The organism is Companilactobacillus bobalius (assembly GCF_009764355.1).
In genome coordinates, this window is the sequence record NZ_LNUA01000010.1 from 42,868 (window position 1) to 61,605 (window position 18,738).

Genomic DNA, 18,738 nt, shown 5'->3' on the forward strand with positions numbered 1-18,738 from the left:
TGTCTGATGACTTTAAGAGTATTTTTTGTTATTGGTTTGAAAGTCTGATTCTAATAGGCAGTTCCCACTTTGATTTGTTATCAATGCTTAAGATATTGAAGGCAATGATGGAAAAGATAAGCATATATATAAGGGAGATAACGATAGAATATTTATATTGGGACGGAGAATTATTGACTATCTGTCCGTTTCCAATAGTTCCAGTGAAATCTATGAAGAAATGTAGTAAGAAAGATAGCAAAATACTTCCCTTACGTATATATACGGCGCCAAATAGACAACCCATTCCAAATGTTTCAAATACTTGCATTATAGTCATGGTCAAATTCTGTGAATGAATATTTCCGATATGATAAAGGGCAAAAAAGATACTAGATATAATTAAACAGAATAGTAACTTTCTTTTGTCCATATTTTTATTGTTATCATTTAAGAGACTACCTAGGACTATGCCTCTGAATAAGCATTCTTCGGGGATTGCTGCACATAATCCAATAAGTAACGAAATAAAAAGGTGATTGGTATTAGATATTGATGACAATATTGAAATCAATATGAGCGTTATTGAAAATATTTTAGTATTCTTACCAACTGATAATTTAAAGTAGATTTTCTGACGAAATATCAAATTATTTAGAATTAGTCCAAATATAAGTTCAACCAGTTTAAATGCAATTATATGTTGCCAATTATCTATTTTGAAATAATCAAAAATTGGTCTGGATATAAAATTGTCGAATATTACTAATAGTACAAAAAAGATTATTTGTTTTTTAGGGAACCTTATTGTGTTTGTCATAATTCACTACCAATCTAATTAAGTTGTTTAATAATTGTGTGATAACTCTAGCTACTGGGTTGCTAAATAGTTTAGGAGTGGAAGAATGCTGGACCATTTATTACAGTAGAAATTTGTTGCCAAAATGACTTGTGTTCTACAGAGTTAATCTCATGTATAATCTTATTTTGCTCAGGACTGAAGTGGTATGTCTTCTTTAGAGCAGCCTGCTGTAATGCGTTATTTAAAGTAATAAGGGCATCGTGAATTTCGTTATAATTTTTACTGACGTTATCGGACTTATTTATTTGAAGGTATACTTTTTGAATTGTGGACTTGAGATTGTCCGCATTGGGAGGTAGAGATGAATTTAGTTCTTTGAGTAATTTGTTTAATGATTTTATTTCGTTGATCTTTTGAGATTTACGCATGGAATCCTTTCTATAGTAATTATTTATAATATCGAAATGAATCCAATTATATTTAAAATAATATGCATGAGTATTGGATACATTAAATTATCATCTGAGTATTCGTATATGATAGCGAAGAAAATCAAATCAGAATATTGTAGGAAAGAAATATTTTGTATGTCTCTCAATTTGTTAATATGAAATATCATAAATAGAATTGTTGTGATTACGATGCTAATAATGGCGATTGCTTTTCTATTTAAATTGAATCGTGAGAGGAATCCTTTGAGTAGTGTATGTTGAATAAAATATTGAAAAATTACCTCTTCTACTATTGGGCCGGTAATAGCGATAAGAATGAATAGTATTAAGACGCCAATAGAACCACTGGAATGTACGCCTTTCTCTAATCCGCTTTGATTACTTGGATTTGCTGGAATGATATTTTGAATTATGATTTGATAGGCCAAATCTAGAACCACAAATATTGGAATAATGTATATGGCTTTAAAACTTCTAAATAGATGATTCAAATCATCTTTGAAATTACTTCTTAATAGATAGATCAAAGATATGCATATAAGAATATGAAGTGCTGTGAATATCAAACTTGAAGTAGTTTGACTTAAAAATTGCTCTAATATCTTCAGAAGAAATTCTGTGACAAACATATATATAAGTATTATCGGAAAAACTCTGTAATTTACTTTATTCATATTAATTGCTAACCCCGTGTTCTTTTTTGATAAAAAGGAAGATAGGTTTAATTATAGTAGAAATAATAATCCTTTGATTTAAAAGGATATTAACGTTGGGAAAAGCCGTATAAACGTGAGAAATATTTGGCATGATTTATAATATAGTTAGAAGTTAAAGATTGGGGATGTGAGTATGGAGAATCAAGAATTGTTCGATCTAATCGATACGGCATATAATGAGGATCTTTCTGAGCAACCTAAAGAGTACAAGGATTCACTTTTGAAAGCTGCTCAAAAGTTGTTAGCTGGTGGAAAAGAAGTTGAGGTATGTGCCGATATTTACCAAAGTTGCCACGACAATTACATTGTTCCTATGGGATTGCCTAGGAATAATCGAGCACTGTATCAATATATAAAGGATAAGTTACATAACCCTAGTGAAAAAGAAATGCGTGATTTGAATCTGGGTTATGGATTGATTTCAACCAATATTACTTTCGGTTCAATAAATTAAAAAGCAAACCTGTTGAGGCTTGCTTTTTTTGTACAATTCGTAATTAGAAATAATTTAATATGGTTGCTTGAATTCTAATTATCCAGTAGTAGAATATATAATTAAATCAAGATGATGTTTATATATTGGTATTTGTGGGGTATTGATTATTAAATGTTTTTAATACTTGATTGCTAAGTGAAGCAAAATATCTCTCGTTATGATATTTGGAAAAGGGGAACTATGGCAAATTTATCGTTACGTTTCACTTCTAAAGGGAAGATGATTTTGTACTTTCTACTATCGATTGTGTATGCTTTTGGAAATGTGGTCATCGCTTATATTACTAAGATCATGTTGAACATGGCACAATATCGGCAAGGAAGTGTCAAACAATTAATAACAGTCGCAGCAAGTGGTGCTTTAGCAATTATTCTAATTATGTTTTTCAATTTTGCCTATCGTTACCTCAAATTTGATATTGTCAAAGACATCAATGTACATTTGAAAGCAAAGACAATGGCCTACCTGATTGAACAACAGGATGATTCGCAAAAAGATGGTCTGAGTCTGATGACGAATGACGTTAAACAAATTGAAACTTTAAAAATATTGAACGAATTAACCATAATTACTGAATTCATGTCTTTTGTAGTCTCAGTCACAGTTGGTTTACTTAATTCTTGGATTTTAACATTACTATTCATCGTTACAACGGTAATTCCAGGCTTTGTTCAGAAATTCTTTACCAAAAAGATTCAATCCAAATCAGAAGCTTGGGAAAAGGCTAATGCTAGTTATACCCAGAATGTCAGCGATGGTTTAAATGGTGCCGCAACTGCTGATCTGTATGATGTTCAAATCCCAATCGTCGGTAGAGTCGTTGATGGTGCTAAGAGAATGGAAAATGCGCTTAAGAGTTTGAATTATACTCAAGCCGTAGCGGGTGAAATTATTATGGCCGTAGCGGAGATTTTTAGTTTTATTATTCCTTTCTTAGTCGGTGCCATTTTGATGTTCCAAGGTCATATCGGTGCTGGTACTTTGGTCATGATTGTTCAGCTTTCCAATGATTTTGTTAATCCAGTTATCAATATTTTTCAACAGATTAATTCAATTCAATCAACTAAACCCATGTGGGATAAAGTTGAGAAAGCTTTGAAATTTGATGAAGCAAAACCTGTATCAGTTAATAATACGAAGTTTACAGGATTGGATGTTGATAATCTAACTTATAAACTTAAAGATAAGACTTTATTCTCGGATTTGGGACTTTCAGTACATCCGAATGAAAAAGTTTTATTGATGGCACCTAGTGGTTGGGGGAAAACGACTCTTTTGAGATTAATACTGGGTAAACTCAAACCTAACGATGGAAAAATTTATATTGATAAAATGGACGTAACAGGTGATTGGCAAAAGGCTCATGACAGTTTCAGCTATGTAAATCAGAAACCATTCATTTTTGATGATACGTTGAAATTCAATATTTCTTTGGGGAGAAAAGTAACTGATTCTGAAATGGAAGAAGTGGTTGAAAAATCAGGATTATTTAGTTTAGTTGGGGAAAAAGGATGGGATTATCAAGTTGGTGAAAATGGAGCCAATCTTTCTGGTGGTCAGATTCAAAGAATTGAGATTGCACGAGCATTACTTTCTAAACGACCAATTCTGTTGGCAGATGAAGCAACTAGTGCTTTGGATCCAGAATTATCATTGGCAATCCACAATACAATATTGAAAAATCCTCAAATTGCGGTTATTGAAGTTGCACATAAAATTTCTGAACAAGAGAAGTCTATGTTTGATCGTATAATTCAATTTGAGTGATAAAAATCTTTTGTGTTTAAAACAAATAATAGCAGGTAATCAAATTACGGTTCTTTCTTAAATTTGGTTGTAGCTAAATACCAACTAATATGGTTGAAATATGCCGTCGTCCGCAAAAAATCTGTGGGCCACTGGAACGTGGTGGACACGACTTCAAGCTAATAATTCCGCACTTTGTGCGAAATCATGGATCTTGAAGCTCGGTCTTTTACTAACCTTGCTACGCAAGCTAAGTAAAATTGCACCACTGAGGGCCCACAAATTTTTTACTACCGACTGGTTCCTTAGTTCTAGTATTATGGATATTTTAGTATTTTTAATCTACGAATATAGAAATTAAATCAAAAGAACGGCCTCAATTAAGTATTCAAGATATATCTTCTACTTGAATTTCTTAATTGAGGCCGTTTCGTCTTATTAGACTAAATTATTTTTCTTTTTTATTAAAGAATGTTTGTGATAGCTGATACTTCATCACTACTGAAATCAAGATTATCTAGTGCTTTGAGGTTGTCATCTAAATGATCAACGTTGGTTATTCCAATGATGACACTGGCAACAACAGGATCTCTTAATAACCATGCTAGTGCTAATTGACTAAGCGTTTGGTTACGACTTTGAGCGATGTCGTTAAGCTTATTTAGTTTTTTAACTAGAGCATCTTTACCATCTGCGAAGAGTTCTTCGTTAGTAGGATGAATCTTGAAGCTTTCGGGAATACCGTTAAGATATCTATCTGACAATAATCCTTCGGATAGAGGTCCATAAGCGATAGCACCGGCACCAGCATCTTTAAGGACATCGATTAGACCACTATCTTCAACATGATGATTCAAGATATTCATACTCATTTGATCCAAAACAAATGGTGTGCCTAATTCTTTAAACATCTTAATAGCTTGTTTCATTTCAGGAACTTCGAAATTGGAAACTCCAACATATAGAGCTTTACCAGATTTGACAATATCATCTAAGGCTCTGACGGTTTCTTCGACTGGAGTTGTATCGTCATAACGGTGAGCGTAGAAAATATCAACATAGTCTAATTGAAGTCTTTCTAGGGAACCATCAATGTCTTGTAACAATGATTTTCTTGAAGTCCCAACACCATAAGGGCCATCGTGTATTTCATAACCGGCCTTAGTTGAGATAACTAATTCGTCACGGTATGGTTTCAAGTCACTGTTTAAGATTTGTCCCAACAATGTCTCGGAACTGCCTAAACCATCTTTAGTGCCGTCGCCATAATGGTTAGCAACATCGAAATGGAAAACACCTTTGTCAAAGGCATGCAAAATAACTTGTTTACGTTCGCTCAATGGATCAGCACTACTGAAGTGATGCCAGAGTCCAAGTGAGATTGGTGGCAACATCAAACCAGTTTTACCAGCATGACGAATATGTTTTCCTTGATAACGACTATCTGAAGCTTTAAACATAGAATCATCCTTTCGTAAAAAAACTCATTAGCTCAATAATATGTCACTGGAAACGTTTACGCAAATTTCGATTATACAATCTTTAAACATCTTTTTGATAACTTGATTGAGGAGGTGGTGGAGAAGGTTGAAAAAAATTAGTATTTCTTTGATATTTTTATTGATAATTATTTTAGCTATAAATATTACAAAGTTTAATGGAACCAAAGAAGCAAATAAAAGTGAGAATTCTGAAGAGTTGGTTAAGAACGAAGTCCAATGGAAGAGGTTAACTAAAGATATTCCTCAGATTGCTTATCATGATAATTTGTCCTTGTTAGAAAAGATACAGATGAATTATGAGAATCCTAAAGATGGTCATAGTTCAAAGTATGAGGATAAGTTTTCGTTGAAAGATCATTTTTACACTGGTAATCCAACTATTTTTGAAGGAGTGATATTAAATTTAGAGCCTATGTCAGAAATGGTTGAGACGAAAGCAACTATATTGGTTAAAAAAGTGTGGCATGGCGACCAGTCAGTCAAAAATAAGCGTATTTACACTGTCTTTAGAAGCGGTATAACAAAGGCCAAATATGCTTTTAGCAGTATTGAAGGTGAATACTTGAATAAAAAATTCGATCCGGACCAAAAAGTATTAATGGTTCGAAAAGATATTCCTGTTCCTAAGATAGGAAGTGTGATAATTGGTTCTTTTAAATCCTTCAAGATGACTAGTGAGGCTTATGATTCAACTCGTCAAAGTATTTATGGTAATAAGTATGGAATCAAATTTGATCAATTCTATCTATTGAAGAATCCAAGAACTAATTTGTGGGTTAAAGATAAGAAACGATTTGTTTTGAATAATCCTGAATTTAAAAAGCTAAAGGATAATATTGAATTTAAGAATCTTTATGCGTTGACCGATTACTGGAATGAGTAAAAAACTCTCAGCCGAAAAGTTGAGAGTTTTTTAATTAATAATCAAATCACGACGTCGATAACCTAAGTAACCAATAATGATTAAAATAACTGCTATTGATAACTGCCACCAAAAGGTAGTGGGATCAAAGTTCTTAACGGGAACTTTAGTGATATATCCAAAAGGTGTTAATTTATTTAACCAGTCGGGCAATTTGAGCAGTTTTCCAAAGTATTGAACGAAGAAAGCCGCAATCAAATATCCGTAATTTAAAGTGATGAGTTTTGGCAGCCAACCGACTAAGCAGGTTGATATTCCGAGAAAAATCATAATTGGAGGAGTGTAACCCCAGAATCCACGCATGAAAATATACCAGACTAAGTGTTGCTTCATAACGGCGTTACCACTGGCATAGAGACCGTAGTTTCCAGCTAGAAAGATCAGCAAACTAGTAATTGTAGCAAGCAAGATGGTTGAAGCATAGAGTTTGAGACGACTGGTTGATGTTGAATGGATAATTTCTAAGTATCCTTTGTTCTCTCCAGTCTTGAGATAGTTGATCAAAGATATTCCCGGAATTAAAGCAAGAACAGCGAAGACAATCATTAGAATCGATAGGAACTGCTTAATGATTAAGATATTGGCCGCATTGATAGCCTTAGTATCAAGTAATTGTTTGAACATGGGATTGGTTTTGACAATATCCCCGATAGTGTTGAAAACTGAACCATAGCTAGCACCCAAGATCATCACACCAAAGAACCAAACTAAGATGTTCAGTCGATTTAAACGCCAAAGTAGGGAAAACGGTCCGCGCAATAAGACACTGGCTTCCTTTCTTTCAGGTTTAGTGGCAATTAATCCTGAACCAATATCACGATGCCCATTAAGTGTGAAGGCAATCAATATTAGAAAAATCGATAGTAGTAACATTAAGAAAACTGGGAGCCAATTATTATCTTTGTAAGTTGAGAATTTTTCTACCCAACCCATAGGAACGTACCAAGTGTAACTAGGCTTAGTCACATCCGTGATCATTCGTAGAAGGTACATGAGACCAAAAACTATATAGGAGAGGATGGTTGCCGTTCGTGCATTATCCGTCAATTGGGATATTACAGCAGCAATACTGGTAAACATAAAACCACAAGCACCCAATCCTAGTCCTAAAAGAAAATTACCGTTAGTATCGGTTCCATTCAGATTGGCAAACTCCAGCCCCAAGGCATAAACCAAACCAATTCCAAAATTCAAAATAAAGCTTTCTAGTAAAGTTGCTGAAAGATTAGACAAGCGACCAACGGAATGGGCCTGAATCATTTCTAGAATGCCGTTTTCCTCTTCACCACGAGTATTACGAATAACGAAGTAGTAGTTCATGATGGCAGTAACGATAGCCATAAAGACAGTCATTTCTGAAGCAAAGACATCGGCAGTCGTATAAGGACCAGCTGGCATTTTACCAAAGAGTGAGATCATAGCGGGTGATTTCAGAGTCTTGATTATTTGATCAATTGAGGACTTATTACCATAGAGGTTAGTGAATTTACTAGCTACGCCAACGAACAATCCAATAAGGATGATGGCCCAAAGTATAAGTTTCACCCAATCACGTTTTAAGTTGAATCGAGTAAGAAAAAGCGTTTTTTGAAATTTATCATTTGGCATTATCTGACACCTCATTCGAGTCATAATAACGGAGGAATAAGTCTTCAAGAGTAGGTGGAGTTGCTTGTAATGAAAGAATCTGTTTTTGAGCTAAGTAGTTCATGATGTTATCAAGTTCTTCTGAATCAACCGCCAAAGTTGTAACGCCGTTATTATCAAAATTCACATTGTGAACTCCCGTTAGGTTTTGAATATCGGGTATAGCTGCTTTGGTTTGAACTTTAATAATGGTTCTAGTTAGATGTCTCATTTGTTCCAAAGTACCGGTCTCAACAATTTTGCCTTCTCGGATGATACCGATACGATCACACATTTTCTCCACTTCAGAGAGAATGTGGCTGGATAAAAGAACTGCTTTGCCCTTAGTTTTTAACTGGAGAACCTCTTTTTGAAAGATTTCTTCGTTTAAAGGATCAAGACCACTCGTCGGTTCATCGAAGATATAGAAATCAGCATCAGTTGAGAATGCAGCAATTAACGCTACTTTTTGACGATTCCCTTTAGAATAAGTACGTGCTTTCTTAGTTGGATCTAATTGGAAGGATTTAATCAATTGGTCAGTTTTTGCCGAATGTTTAGTGTGGCTTAATTTTAAAAAAAGATCGATAATTTCACCACCACTGAGATTAGGCCAAAGATAAACATCGCCAGGAACATAGGCAAGTCGACGGTGAATGGCAACGGCATCTTTGAATACATATCCTGTTCAAAAATAGTAGCCTTGCCACCACTAGCGCGTAGAATACCTAATAAAGTACGAATGGTAGTCGACTTGCCAGCTCCATTTGGACCAATGAAGCCAAATACTTCTCCCGGATAGATGTCGAAAGTAATATCTTTTAAGGCCTCAAATTTACCAAATTTCTTTTGAAGATGTTCAATATGTAAAGTAGGAATTTTTGCATTATCCATAATAATTACCCCTAAAAATGAAATATATATTCCTGAATAGTTCATTATTTATCGAGTATATTAGAGCCAGAAAATAAGCATGTCAATAAGAAGGAAAGTTGGAAATAAATCATTTTGACGATCTTTTTGGAGGATATCAGAAACAAAAAGGCTTCTATAGCAGAAATTGCTAAAGAGGCCCGAGTATCACAAGTTAAGTACTCATGAAAATGGCGTTATTCATCTATTCTTTTACAGTATTATTGGGCGTTAAATATGGTAAACGTAATTGATAATCGTCGAAGAAGTCACTTTTGAGCTTACCGAATTCATCAATCAAGGCGTGAAGTTCTTCAGCTTGCTTGGATGTTAATTTGAAATCTCGTTCAACGGCATTTTTCAATTGCATGTAAGTTGGTTTTTCAATGAAAGTATGCAAATGACGGAATAACTTCATGGAATAATTGTCAGCGACAAAGGTAGGACGATGAAAGTAGTAGAGTAATAGGACATCAGCTGTTTCGTTGCCAACGCCTTTGAGAGCAACTAATCGTTTACGCAACAAGTTGGTAGGGAGTTTCTCCCAATCAGCAAAATTATTTCGATAGGCCGTCAGTAGAGAACGTAAGTAGATGGCTTTATTATGAAAGAAGCCACTAGGTTGAATCAATTCTTGCAATTGATCTTGTGGTACAGCTAGCATTTTATCGACTTCAAAGTTGGTTACTTGCTTGAGATTAGCTAACGAACGATCGGCGTTTTTCCAGTTAGTATTTTGAATCAAAATCATACCAGTTAACATTTCTTCAGTATTTTCAGCGGGCCACCAGTTTTGCTCGCCCAATTTTTGGTGCAGTATATCTAATAAGTCATAAATCGTAATTTGTTTGTACAAAGTGAATATCCCCCTAAACGTTATTATCCACTTGCCGGCTAAATTTGTCCGGAATTACTTCTTGGAGACGTTTTCATAGACATATGGTTTTATTTCAGAAAATAAATAGTGTTATCATATTTATCGCTGAGTTAATTACAGGGGGTGTAATTATGTTAGGGACAATTTTTGTGATTGGTTCAATAGCCTCCTTGATTCTTGAGAAATATGTTTTAGCAAATAATTCACATGTATGGTTAGGAGCTATTGTGCCGGTACTATCAATTGGATTTATCGTCTGGTTGATGTTATCTAGCCTAATGCAATTCAACGCTACAAATATTCTACTTGCGATCATCTACGTATCGCTAAGTTTTATTTTCTGGGGACAAGGAAACGACTTGTATCACCAAAGAGTCGTTCACAAGGTTTATGAATCAAGTAATCTATAGTAAAAAAGTTCTAAGCAAAGAGTAAATTCTTTGTTTAGAACTTTTTTTGTTTTTTTGATAGCGTTTAATTCAAACTACCACCGATAACTTCAATATCACCTTTACCATCGCGCTCAACAATGGCTGTAATGGCGGCAGTAATTCCCTTAACATCGTCAGCTAGTGAAAGAGAAGGTGTTTCAGGACGATTCAAAACTTGATTAGGCAAGAAGGGAATGTGCATGAAACCAGCCTTTAAGTCAGGGAATTCTTTATCAATCATGTATTGAACTTGATACATGATGTGGTTGCAGACGTAAGTTCCGGCGGTTGTGGAAACTTGACTAGGAATTCCAGCTTCGATAATCGCCTGTGCCATAGCTTTAACGGGCAATTGTGTGAAATAAGCAGTCTGTCCATCTTCATGGATTGGTTGATTACGAGGTTGGTAACCAGCATTATCTTTAATTCGACCATCGTCAAAATTGATGGCAACTCTTTCAGGTGTTAAAGCGTAACGACCACCAGCTTGGCCAATGTCCAAAACGTAATCGGGTTTATTATCAAGAATAGCTTGATGAACGACTTCAGCACATTTATTGAAGATAGTTGGAATCTCTACTTTAATAATTTCAGCTCCAGCAATTGTATCGGGTAATTTCTTTACAGCTTCAATAGCCGGATTAATTTTGTCAGAACCAAAGGGATCAAAACCAGTTACAAGAATTTTCATAATAAAACTTCCTCCTTAAAATGCTAAAAAGTACATTAATATAATTTGAACGACTAATAGAGTTAGTGCAATTGGATATTGTTGTTTTATGACGCCTAGATTATCTTTCATTTCTAGCAATGCTACAGGTAAAGAATTGAAATTAGCAGCCATTGGTGTCATTAAAGTACCACAATAACCAGATGTCATACCTAATGCAGCAACTACAGCAGGGTTACCGCCCTGAGCTACAACAAAGGGAATACCGATCCCAGCTGTAATAACGGCAAAGGCAGCAAAAGCATTTCCCATTACCATGGTAAAAATTACCATAGCGACACAATATAGGACTACTCCTAAGAGGTGATTACCTGCTGGGAAGACACCTGAAATGGCTTTGGAAGTAACATCGCCAACACCAGAAGCAGTAAAAATAACACCTAGTGTAGCCAACAACTGTGGCAATACACCGGCAGTTCCGACGGAACGAACCATTCTTTCACTATCATGATAAGTAGTTTTAGCATCAGTTTTAGATATGATCATAGCAATAATCAAGGCAATTACTGAAGCAATACCGATTCCGACTTGACCGCCTAATTTAGTGAACTGACTGATTAGAATAGAGAAGATAGCAAGAACAACACTAGGGAAGAATAACCAAGCCCCTAAACGCTTAGCTGATTTTTCAGCAATTTCTTTATTAACTTCCTTTAGCTTACCGACTTTGATTTGCTTGAGTAAGGAAAGTACACCCACAAAAACAATCAAGAGACCGATGACAAGATTAGGTAAGTATTTTCCAACAGCAAAGATAATGCCCATGATTAACCAGAATAATCCGGTACCAATGCGAGCTGAATTATCTTTGTCACGGAATGATTCGATACTGGCGAAGACCATAATCAAACCAATTAGAACGTAGAAGATTTCTAGAATATTATTAACATTCATATATTTAACCTCGCTTATTAGACTTCAAATTGTTTATCAAAACGTCTGTTGTAATAAGCGGTAATTAAGAACGTGATGACAGCCATTGGAATTGAGTAAAGTACGATGTTAGCTGGTGTGGCAGTATAGCCGAGTGATTTCATGGTACTAGACATTAAGAGGACACCACTTGAAGCGATGAATAGATTTTGTGAGAAAAAGTTACCAAAGTTGTCAGTTGCGGCGGCACGAGCTTTGATCAAATCAACTTGTTTATCGGTTAAAGGCTTTTTGACACTAGCAGCGGCTTGAGCCATTGGATTGATTAAAGGACGGATGAATTGAACTTGACCAGAAAGTGCGATACCCATAGCATCGGTAATTTCACGAATTGCTAAATAAAGATTGAATATTTTTCCAGCAGAAAGATTTTTAATTTTGCTAATACCGTTGACGGCAGCTTGCTTCAAACCATGACTTTCAACGACACCAATCATTGGTAGAGTGAGGAAAAATAGTGAAACCATACGATTATCCATAAACCCTTTTCCAAGGATTGTCAGTACGTGAGTTATGGACATACCAGAAACTAAACCAGTTGCCAGAGCGGCAGCGACAACAACAGCTATAGTATCTAATTTGAAAGCAAAGCCAAGAATAATAATAACGATTCCAATTAATTTTAAATATTCCATTCTGTTTCCTCCTAATTATTAAATTTATTCCCTATTTTAGCACGCATTATTTAATAAAAGTTAGAATGATTAAAAAAAGTCTAATAAAAAAAGACGCAACCAAGATATTATCGGTTGTGTCTTTACGTAAGTTGAATTTAAAGGATAGGTGATAACAAACGAGAGAAGCGTTGTTTGAAATGAAGCCACATTCCTTGTTCTTTAATAATTTCTGGAGTTAATAATAGTGAATCTTTCATATCATTCTCAAATGAACGAGCAATTTGATGAGCCACTTTAGCATCGTAGATAAAGGCATTAGCTTCAAAATTTAGCGAGTAACTTCTAAAATCGTGGTTCATTGAACCAACGGAACAAATCTTGCCATCAAAGACAGAAGTCTTAGCGTGCAAGAATCCCTTTTGGTAGCTGTAAATCTTGATACCATAAGTAGTCAATAAATTGGCATAGTATTGCGTTGCACGATAAATGAAGGGATGATCAGGCATACATGGAATCATGATTCTGACATCAACTCCGGAACGGGCAGCAATTGTTAGAGCGGTAAACATAGCATCATCTGGTACCAAGTAAGGCGATTGAATCCAAACGCTCTTCTTAGCACTGACAATCATATCAATGAATCCGTCTTTTAAAATTTCTTCACGACTATCGGGTCCATCAGAAATAATCTGAATTGGCAGATTAGCATCAGAATTAAATTTATCGGATGGAAAGTATTTTTCCAAGAAAGCTAAAGGTTCAGCGTTACGGTCTAGGGAAGCATTCCAATCACGGAAAAATCTCTCCTGTAACAAGAGGGTAGCGGCACCAAAAATTCTGGAGTGGGTGTCACGCCAATAACCAAACTTTTCAGTCGTATTGACATATTGGTCACCGACGTTAAACCCACCGATCCAACCAGTTGTACCATCAATAACAACGATCTTTCGGTGCAAGTGATAGTTCAAACGAGTTTTAGCAATGACATTTTTAGAAGTGATAAAAGGTAAGACTTCACCACCAGCAGCTTGAAATTCCTTGAAATATCTTGGCTTAGTTCCACCAGAACCCCATGGGTCATATAGGATACGGACTTCTAATCCTTCTTTAGCTTTTTGTGTTAAGAGATCAAGAAATTTGTCTCCAATGTCACTCTTAATAAAAGCATAGTATTCGACATGAACGGTTTCTTTAGCTTGACGGATGTCCTCAAACATACCCTTGAACTTTTCTTGTCCATCAAAATAAAGTTTGATCTCGTTATGACGAGTTAACGGTGCTTCTTCAGTCTCATTGAAGAATCTTATTATGTGGTCCGCATAATGTGTCTCATCGTAACGTGAGGCGTTTTGCGGACGTTTTTGAGCGGCAATAGCCATTCTTTTCAGCTGGCTTAAACTATAGTGCTCTTGTTTACTGATATTAAATATCTTTTCTTGAGCAATCCCACGTCCCAGAAATGCATAGATAAGGAACCCCAAAATTGGTAGTAGAACAAGAACTAAAATCCAAGCCCAAGTAGTAACGATATTACGAGGTCTATGGAAAACAGTAATAAGTGCGGATATAGTATTGACTGTTAGAATTATGAGAATTAGCCAGATGATCCAAGTATCAATCATAAAATAAATTCCCCTCTATTTATTTATAAAGAAAGTTTACTTCAAAATACTAATAAAATCTAATTATTGAATATAATTTGGTAATAAAAAAAGCCGCTTTCGCGACTTTTACTTAATTTCTGTTATCACCGAAAATTAGTATCAAACGTAATAGTTGTAAGGCAGTTGAGATAACAGCGGCCACATAAGTTAAAGCAGCGGCGAAAAGAACTTGTTTAACCATTGGCACTTCGTCACTATCGACAAGTGTACTGGAACTTAAGATCTTTACGGCACGACCAGAAGCATTGAACTCAACTGGTAGAGTGACAACTTGAAACAAAACAACTAAAGCGAATAACCAAATTCCGATTTGAATCAGAGTTTGATTTGCACCCAAGATAACACCTAATAAGATGATTGGAATTGAGAAGTTAGATCCAAGATTTACAGCAGGGACCAAAGCTGATCTCAATCTCATAGGGGCGTAACTTGTTTGGTCTTGAATGGCATGTCCACACTCATGGGCTGCCACACCGATAGCCGCAACAGAAGTTGAATCGTAGGTAGATTCAGAAAGATTCAACGTTTTATTAGTAGGGTTGTAGTTATCAGTTAACTTACCACTAACTCTTTGAATTTGAACGTTTTGAAGCCCAGCATTATCAAGAATAAATCTAGCAGCATCAGCACCACTAGTTCCGTGGTGACTAGGAACTTCATCATACTTTTTGAAATTATGATTTACATACCATGATGCCCATAAACTGATAACAAGACCAATAATTATCAGGAGATAGCTGGGACCAAAGAAACCATATGTATACATATATTGTTAACTCCTCTTTAATAACTTTTTGTTAAAGATAGTATAACCATTATTTGTGAAGTTTTCTTGAACTAGGTGGTCCAAGTCGTTAATTTCAATATCTGTCAATAAGATTTGATCACGCAAGAAGATGAGTAGTCGATCGGAGATTTCTTTCTTTTCATCATCAGTTAGACCTTTGAAAGTTATCATCAATGCTGCTGAATGTTTTTCCAAATCAAGGTCACTGAGACTGATCAATGCTGAGATCTGCTTGGCATCCTTCTTTTGAATAAACCAGTAAATACCATCGTTCTTCATGATAACTTTAGCGGTATTAGAGATATATTCGGTTGTGGGGTCGATATCCTCATCTAGAAACTCACTAACTTCTTTTAGATTAAAGCGACTGGGAAAGTCCCAGCAGAAGTTATTTGTGATAAAAGGTCGATAATCGCGCATTTTTTGGTTTGTCATTAAAAAATTTCATACGGTGGTTGGTCGTATTACTTATCCCTCCCTTTTTCTTATTGTGGTTTGTGGTTCTTTTTTGGAATAACCATTGTTCTATGTTTAATAGTGGAAACGAGCTCCACAGGCCAGATTCTTGTGCTTTGTCTGACTTCACGAACTACCTGCTTCGCGGCTAATTCGCAAAGTCCTGCAAATGCTCGGAACTGTTCCGCTCTCTATTTGAAACGAGCTCCACAAGGGCAACCTCTTCCGGTTTGCTACAGTATTGAAATTGCCCACATGGTGCCGCGTGCGATTCCAATACTTAGGCAAATCCTCGGAGGCTAACCGCCCTTGCTCCGCCCTCTTATTCGATGATCATGCTCTTCTTAGCACTCTTATGTAGTTTATGCATAAATGGCTTCAATGGTTCTGTACATAGTAATCCTAATAGATAGAACCCAATTCCAAATGCTAACAATATAATAATATCTTTGGTTGCATTAGGCCAATATATTCCACCGACTGATTCTCTTATTAGATTTACCGCATATGTAAATGGTAGATATGGGTTGATTACTCTAAAGAATCCATCTGATAGTACTACTGGGAAGTTTCCTCCGGCTCCGGAAATTGATAGCACTAGGATAATAATTCCGAGTCCTTTTCCGACGGTTCCAAACATTTGGACTAACGAATATAGTATCGAGATGAAGACGAAACTTACAAACATACAGAAGACAACTAACCATATCTTCTCTTTGGTATAAGCATGCAAGATGAATAGGTTACCTAAGGCTGCGGAGATTGCTTGTAATTGGTTTAAGAAACCAAATGTTAAGTAACGGCCATTGAATCTTTGCTTGAATGTGTAGAGATATTGTTGTTTCTCGTCTAACTTGAAGTGAACGGTGAAGACACTGGATAGTAACAATGCTCCAACCCAAATACAGAGAGCTAAGTAGAATGGTGCACTGGCTGATCCGTAGTTTGGTACGTCATAGAGATTGTCTTGCTTCAATTTGACTGGGTTAGAGAAGAAGTCAGATTCTTTGTTGGCGTCGGACTTCATTAATCTAATAATGGCTCCGAGGTCAACGTCTTTCTTGCCCTTCTTCAATAGGGTAGCGGAATGATGAATGTCTTTCTTCAATTGTGGCCAATCATTTTCGGCAAAGTCGTTAGCGGTTGATAGTGCTTGTTCTAATTCTGGTGTCTTGGAGTTAACCAAATTCAAAGTTGTAGTTAACTCATTTTCAATTGATGGCAATTCATATTGAACAAAGAAGGTAGCCTTAGCTAGTTTGTTCTTCAAAGTTGGATAATCGTTGTCATAGAAATCATTTAGCATACCAATTCCGGTAACGATGTTGTTCATATTACCATTCAATAATTGGTTAGCGTCATGAATTTCGTTACCAACAGCAGGCAATTGTTTTTGATACTTTTGAAGGTAACTTAAAGCAGTGTTCAAAATACCTTCAGTATTGTTCAAGAGTCCTGGTATTGATGGGATGATATCGGTGTTGAAAGATCCTAGTGTGGAACTAAGTTCCTTCAAGAAGCTATTGATATCAGTAACGATTGTTGAAACTGAATCCATAATGTTGATGTTCTTAATTGTATTAACGCCGTCAGCTACTTGGTTTGCATGTGTTTGTAAATTAGTTAGCTTACTTTGCAATTCAGAAGTATCTAAGCTGTCATAGTTGTTCAAAATATCATTAGCTTTTGTAGCTAATGTATCGTTCAACGTAGCTAAATCGTTTAGATGTTGAATAGGTCTGTCGAGTAGAGTTAACTTATCCTTACCTAATTGTTCAGCTAGGCGGTTGAAGAAGTTTTGGAGATCAGTTAAAGCTGAAGCAACTTGACGACTGACTTTTGCCAAATGGGTTGAGTCGGTAGCGATGTTTTGAATAACGGTCTTCAATTGTTCTTTCAACTGCTGGTTAGTTGGATCTTCTTTGATCTTGTCGATTAAAGTATTGATCATCTCGGCAGAAGTACTGATTTGCTTACCAAGGTTGTAAACCATTGATAAACCAGTATCGATGGTTGTCTTGATAACAGGTAAGGCTTGTTGAATCTTAGGAATCAATTCAGAAGTTGTCTTATCAGTAGCGTTCTTAGCATCTTCGCCTAATTTTTGAACTTCAGGCATGACGTTTTGAACTTTCTGGATAACTTCTAGTCCGTTTTGGACTTGAGTGATACTGGAGCTCATTAAGCTAGAAATTTTACCAAAGTCCGTATCCACTTCGTTGATTTGAGTACCAGCGTTTTGGATTTCAGGAATCTTATTATTTAGTTGCTTAGCGGCAGTTCCACCAACATCGGCTAATGGCAAAATATTATTAACATTAACTAATTTATTAGCATCCTCATTTAATAATGGCAAATATCCATACATGTCATTAACTTGATTCAATTTTTGATTCAAGTTAGGTACTAGGGTATTAGCTTTTTGAACTTTATCCATAATGTCCTGTAATTCAGGGATGTTGTCATCAGTTGTGACTAGCAAGGATTCGAATCGTCTTAACATTGGAAGGTTATCTTTGATATCCATTCCCGACTTGTTCAATGCTTGTGTAATAGTTTTACTGATGGTTCCCACGAATTCAGAAGAAATTGTGTTTTGTAAGGTTGTTGCCCCGGTTTGAGTCAATTTCGGGGCTATCGCATTGATTTTCTGATTTACCTTAAAGACCAGCTTCGGTTTCTTAATAGTTCCAGATAAGAAGCTGATAATGTCCTTAGAAAAAGTTTTTGGAATATAAATTCCAGCGTAGTAAGAACCATCTTTGACACCTTGGTCTAATTCCTTTTTGGAGTTGACAAAAGTCCAACCTAGTTTATGATTCTTTTTAAGGTTGTCGATTAATTGATCACCAATTTCAATTTTTTGACCCTGTACTTCAACTGGCGTATCGGCTGAATAAACGGCAACTTTTAGACCACTAGTGTTAGAATAAGGGTCCCATAGGGCCCAAACGTTAAACCAGCAGTATAGACACGGTAAAATAACCAGTGCCAGCATCAATAAAGTTGCGGGCTTGGATTTTAATGTCCTCTTTAAATCTAATTTAAATAATTCCCAAGCTTTGATAGAAATCCCCTCCAAATCTCTGT

At 35.8% G+C, this 18,738-nt stretch carries 17 protein-coding genes and 1 pseudogene; 4 read left to right on the plus strand and 14 right to left on the minus strand.

The window, feature by feature from the left end; translation table 11 throughout:
* Window positions 1-28: 28 nt before the first annotated feature.
* From ATN92_RS19450 to ATN92_RS19455, 3 genes are all read right to left on the minus strand, one after another.
* Complete coding sequence (locus ATN92_RS19450) at window positions 29-799, minus strand: CPBP family intramembrane glutamic endopeptidase (protein WP_056954739.1); 771 nt, start codon at window positions 797-799, stop codon at window positions 29-31.
* A 71-nt stretch (window positions 800-870) separates the two neighbouring features.
* Window positions 871-1,209: a bacteriocin immunity protein gene (locus ATN92_RS01725; RefSeq protein WP_056954738.1), complete on the minus strand. Its 339-nt coding sequence runs from the start codon at window positions 1,207-1,209 to the stop codon at window positions 871-873.
* Between the two features lie 23 nt (window positions 1,210-1,232).
* Window positions 1,233-1,907: a CPBP family intramembrane glutamic endopeptidase gene (locus tag ATN92_RS19455; RefSeq protein WP_056954736.1), complete on the minus strand. Its 675-nt coding sequence runs from the start codon at window positions 1,905-1,907 to the stop codon at window positions 1,233-1,235.
* Between the two features lie 175 nt (window positions 1,908-2,082).
* Here ATN92_RS19455 and ATN92_RS01735 point away from each other — a divergent pair, with 175 nt between their 5' ends.
* A complete protein-coding gene (locus tag ATN92_RS01735; RefSeq protein WP_082604605.1) occupies window positions 2,083-2,403 on the plus strand; it encodes a bacteriocin immunity family protein in 321 nt (106 codons plus the stop codon).
* Window positions 2,404-2,625: 222 nt separating this feature from the next.
* The gene (locus ATN92_RS01740) at window positions 2,626-4,212 is read left to right on the plus strand and encodes an ATP-binding cassette domain-containing protein (RefSeq protein WP_056954733.1); all 1,587 of its coding nucleotides are present in this window, start codon (window positions 2,626-2,628) and stop codon (window positions 4,210-4,212) included.
* Between the two features lie 443 nt (window positions 4,213-4,655).
* On the opposite strand, the gene ATN92_RS01745 is transcribed toward ATN92_RS01740, so the two are convergent.
* Window positions 4,656-5,651 carry an aldo/keto reductase gene (locus ATN92_RS01745; protein WP_056954731.1) on the minus strand — a complete coding sequence of 332 codons (996 nt, stop codon included), beginning with the start codon at window positions 5,649-5,651 and terminating at the stop codon, window positions 4,656-4,658.
* A gap of 127 nt (window positions 5,652-5,778) precedes the next feature.
* Between ATN92_RS01745 and ATN92_RS01750 the strand changes: the two genes are divergently transcribed.
* Window positions 5,779-6,576, plus strand: coding sequence for a hypothetical protein (locus tag ATN92_RS01750; RefSeq protein WP_056954729.1), 798 nt, complete (start codon window positions 5,779-5,781; stop codon window positions 6,574-6,576).
* A 30-nt stretch (window positions 6,577-6,606) separates the two neighbouring features.
* On the opposite strand, the gene ATN92_RS01755 is transcribed toward ATN92_RS01750, so the two are convergent.
* The 3 genes and pseudogenes from ATN92_RS01755 to ATN92_RS01765 form a co-directional block, all read right to left on the minus strand.
* Complete coding sequence (locus ATN92_RS01755) at window positions 6,607-8,223, minus strand: ABC transporter permease (protein ID WP_056954727.1); 1,617 nt, start codon at window positions 8,221-8,223, stop codon at window positions 6,607-6,609.
* Window positions 8,213-9,135, minus strand: a pseudogene (locus ATN92_RS01760) (ABC transporter ATP-binding protein). Before ATN92_RS01760 ends, ATN92_RS01755 begins: the two are co-directional and overlap by 11 nt.
* A gap of 223 nt (window positions 9,136-9,358) precedes the next feature.
* On the minus strand, window positions 9,359-10,009 hold the full coding sequence (locus ATN92_RS01765; RefSeq protein ID WP_056954725.1) for an endonuclease III domain-containing protein: 651 nt from the start codon (window positions 10,007-10,009) through the stop codon (window positions 9,359-9,361).
* Window positions 10,010-10,161: 152 nt separating this feature from the next.
* Here ATN92_RS01765 and ATN92_RS01770 point away from each other — a divergent pair, with 152 nt between their 5' ends.
* Window positions 10,162-10,440: a hypothetical protein gene (locus ATN92_RS01770; RefSeq protein WP_056954723.1), complete on the plus strand. Its 279-nt coding sequence runs from the start codon at window positions 10,162-10,164 to the stop codon at window positions 10,438-10,440.
* A gap of 64 nt (window positions 10,441-10,504) precedes the next feature.
* On the opposite strand, the gene pcp is transcribed toward ATN92_RS01770, so the two are convergent.
* The 7 genes from pcp to ATN92_RS01805 all read right to left on the minus strand — a co-directional run bounded on the left by pcp (window position 10,505) and on the right by ATN92_RS01805 (window position 18,730).
* Window positions 10,505-11,152 (minus strand): pyroglutamyl-peptidase I, encoded by a 648-nt coding sequence (gene pcp / locus ATN92_RS01775; protein WP_056954721.1) that lies wholly within the window; start codon window positions 11,150-11,152, stop codon window positions 10,505-10,507.
* A 15-nt stretch (window positions 11,153-11,167) separates the two neighbouring features.
* A complete protein-coding gene (locus ATN92_RS01780) occupies window positions 11,168-12,085 on the minus strand; it encodes a DUF979 domain-containing protein (protein WP_056954719.1) in 918 nt (305 codons plus the stop codon).
* A gap of 17 nt (window positions 12,086-12,102) precedes the next feature.
* Window positions 12,103-12,759 carry a DUF969 domain-containing protein gene (locus tag ATN92_RS01785; protein WP_056954717.1) on the minus strand — a complete coding sequence of 219 codons (657 nt, stop codon included), beginning with the start codon at window positions 12,757-12,759 and terminating at the stop codon, window positions 12,103-12,105.
* A 137-nt stretch (window positions 12,760-12,896) separates the two neighbouring features.
* On the minus strand, window positions 12,897-14,363 hold the full coding sequence (cls, locus tag ATN92_RS01790; protein WP_056954715.1) for a cardiolipin synthase: 1,467 nt from the start codon (window positions 14,361-14,363) through the stop codon (window positions 12,897-12,899).
* Window positions 14,364-14,475: 112 nt separating this feature from the next.
* Window positions 14,476-15,171, minus strand: coding sequence for a zinc metallopeptidase (locus tag ATN92_RS01795; protein WP_025085738.1), 696 nt, complete (start codon window positions 15,169-15,171; stop codon window positions 14,476-14,478).
* 6 nt (window positions 15,172-15,177) lie between these two features.
* Window positions 15,178-15,627 (minus strand): hypothetical protein, encoded by a 450-nt coding sequence (locus ATN92_RS01800; RefSeq protein WP_056954713.1) that lies wholly within the window; start codon window positions 15,625-15,627, stop codon window positions 15,178-15,180.
* Between the two features lie 343 nt (window positions 15,628-15,970).
* A complete protein-coding gene (locus ATN92_RS01805; protein ID WP_179207688.1) occupies window positions 15,971-18,730 on the minus strand; it encodes a YhgE/Pip domain-containing protein in 2,760 nt (919 codons plus the stop codon).
* Between the last annotated feature and the right edge of the window lie 8 nt (window positions 18,731-18,738).

Bases quoted from the DNA above. Each gene is read 5' to 3' on its own strand.
- ATN92_RS19450 (WP_056954739.1), bottom strand. From the start codon at position 799: ATGACAAACACAATAAGGTTCCCTAAAAAACAAATAATCTTTTTTGTA.
- ATN92_RS01725 (WP_056954738.1), bottom strand. From the start codon at position 1,209: ATGCGTAAATCTCAAAAGATCAACGAAATAAAATCATTAAACAAATTA.
- ATN92_RS19455 (WP_056954736.1), bottom strand. From the start codon at position 1,907: ATGAATAAAGTAAATTACAGAGTTTTTCCGATAATACTTATATATATG.
- ATN92_RS01735 (WP_082604605.1), top strand. From the start codon at position 2,083: ATGGAGAATCAAGAATTGTTCGATCTAATCGATACGGCATATAATGAG.
- ATN92_RS01740 (WP_056954733.1), top strand. From the start codon at position 2,626: ATGGCAAATTTATCGTTACGTTTCACTTCTAAAGGGAAGATGATTTTG.
- ATN92_RS01745 (WP_056954731.1), bottom strand. From the start codon at position 5,651: ATGTTTAAAGCTTCAGATAGTCGTTATCAAGGAAAACATATTCGTCAT.
- ATN92_RS01755 (WP_056954727.1), bottom strand. From the start codon at position 8,223: ATGCCAAATGATAAATTTCAAAAAACGCTTTTTCTTACTCGATTCAAC.
- ATN92_RS01770 (WP_056954723.1), top strand. From the start codon at position 10,162: ATGTTAGGGACAATTTTTGTGATTGGTTCAATAGCCTCCTTGATTCTT.
- pcp (WP_056954721.1), bottom strand. From the start codon at position 11,152: ATGAAAATTCTTGTAACTGGTTTTGATCCCTTTGGTTCTGACAAAATT.
- ATN92_RS01780 (WP_056954719.1), bottom strand. From the start codon at position 12,085: ATGAATGTTAATAATATTCTAGAAATCTTCTACGTTCTAATTGGTTTG.
- ATN92_RS01785 (WP_056954717.1), bottom strand. From the start codon at position 12,759: ATGGAATATTTAAAATTAATTGGAATCGTTATTATTATTCTTGGCTTT.
- cls (WP_056954715.1), bottom strand. From the start codon at position 14,363: ATGATTGATACTTGGATCATCTGGCTAATTCTCATAATTCTAACAGTC.
- ATN92_RS01795 (WP_025085738.1), bottom strand. From the start codon at position 15,171: ATGTATACATATGGTTTCTTTGGTCCCAGCTATCTCCTGATAATTATT.
- ATN92_RS01800 (WP_056954713.1), bottom strand. From the start codon at position 15,627: ATGACAAACCAAAAAATGCGCGATTATCGACCTTTTATCACAAATAAC.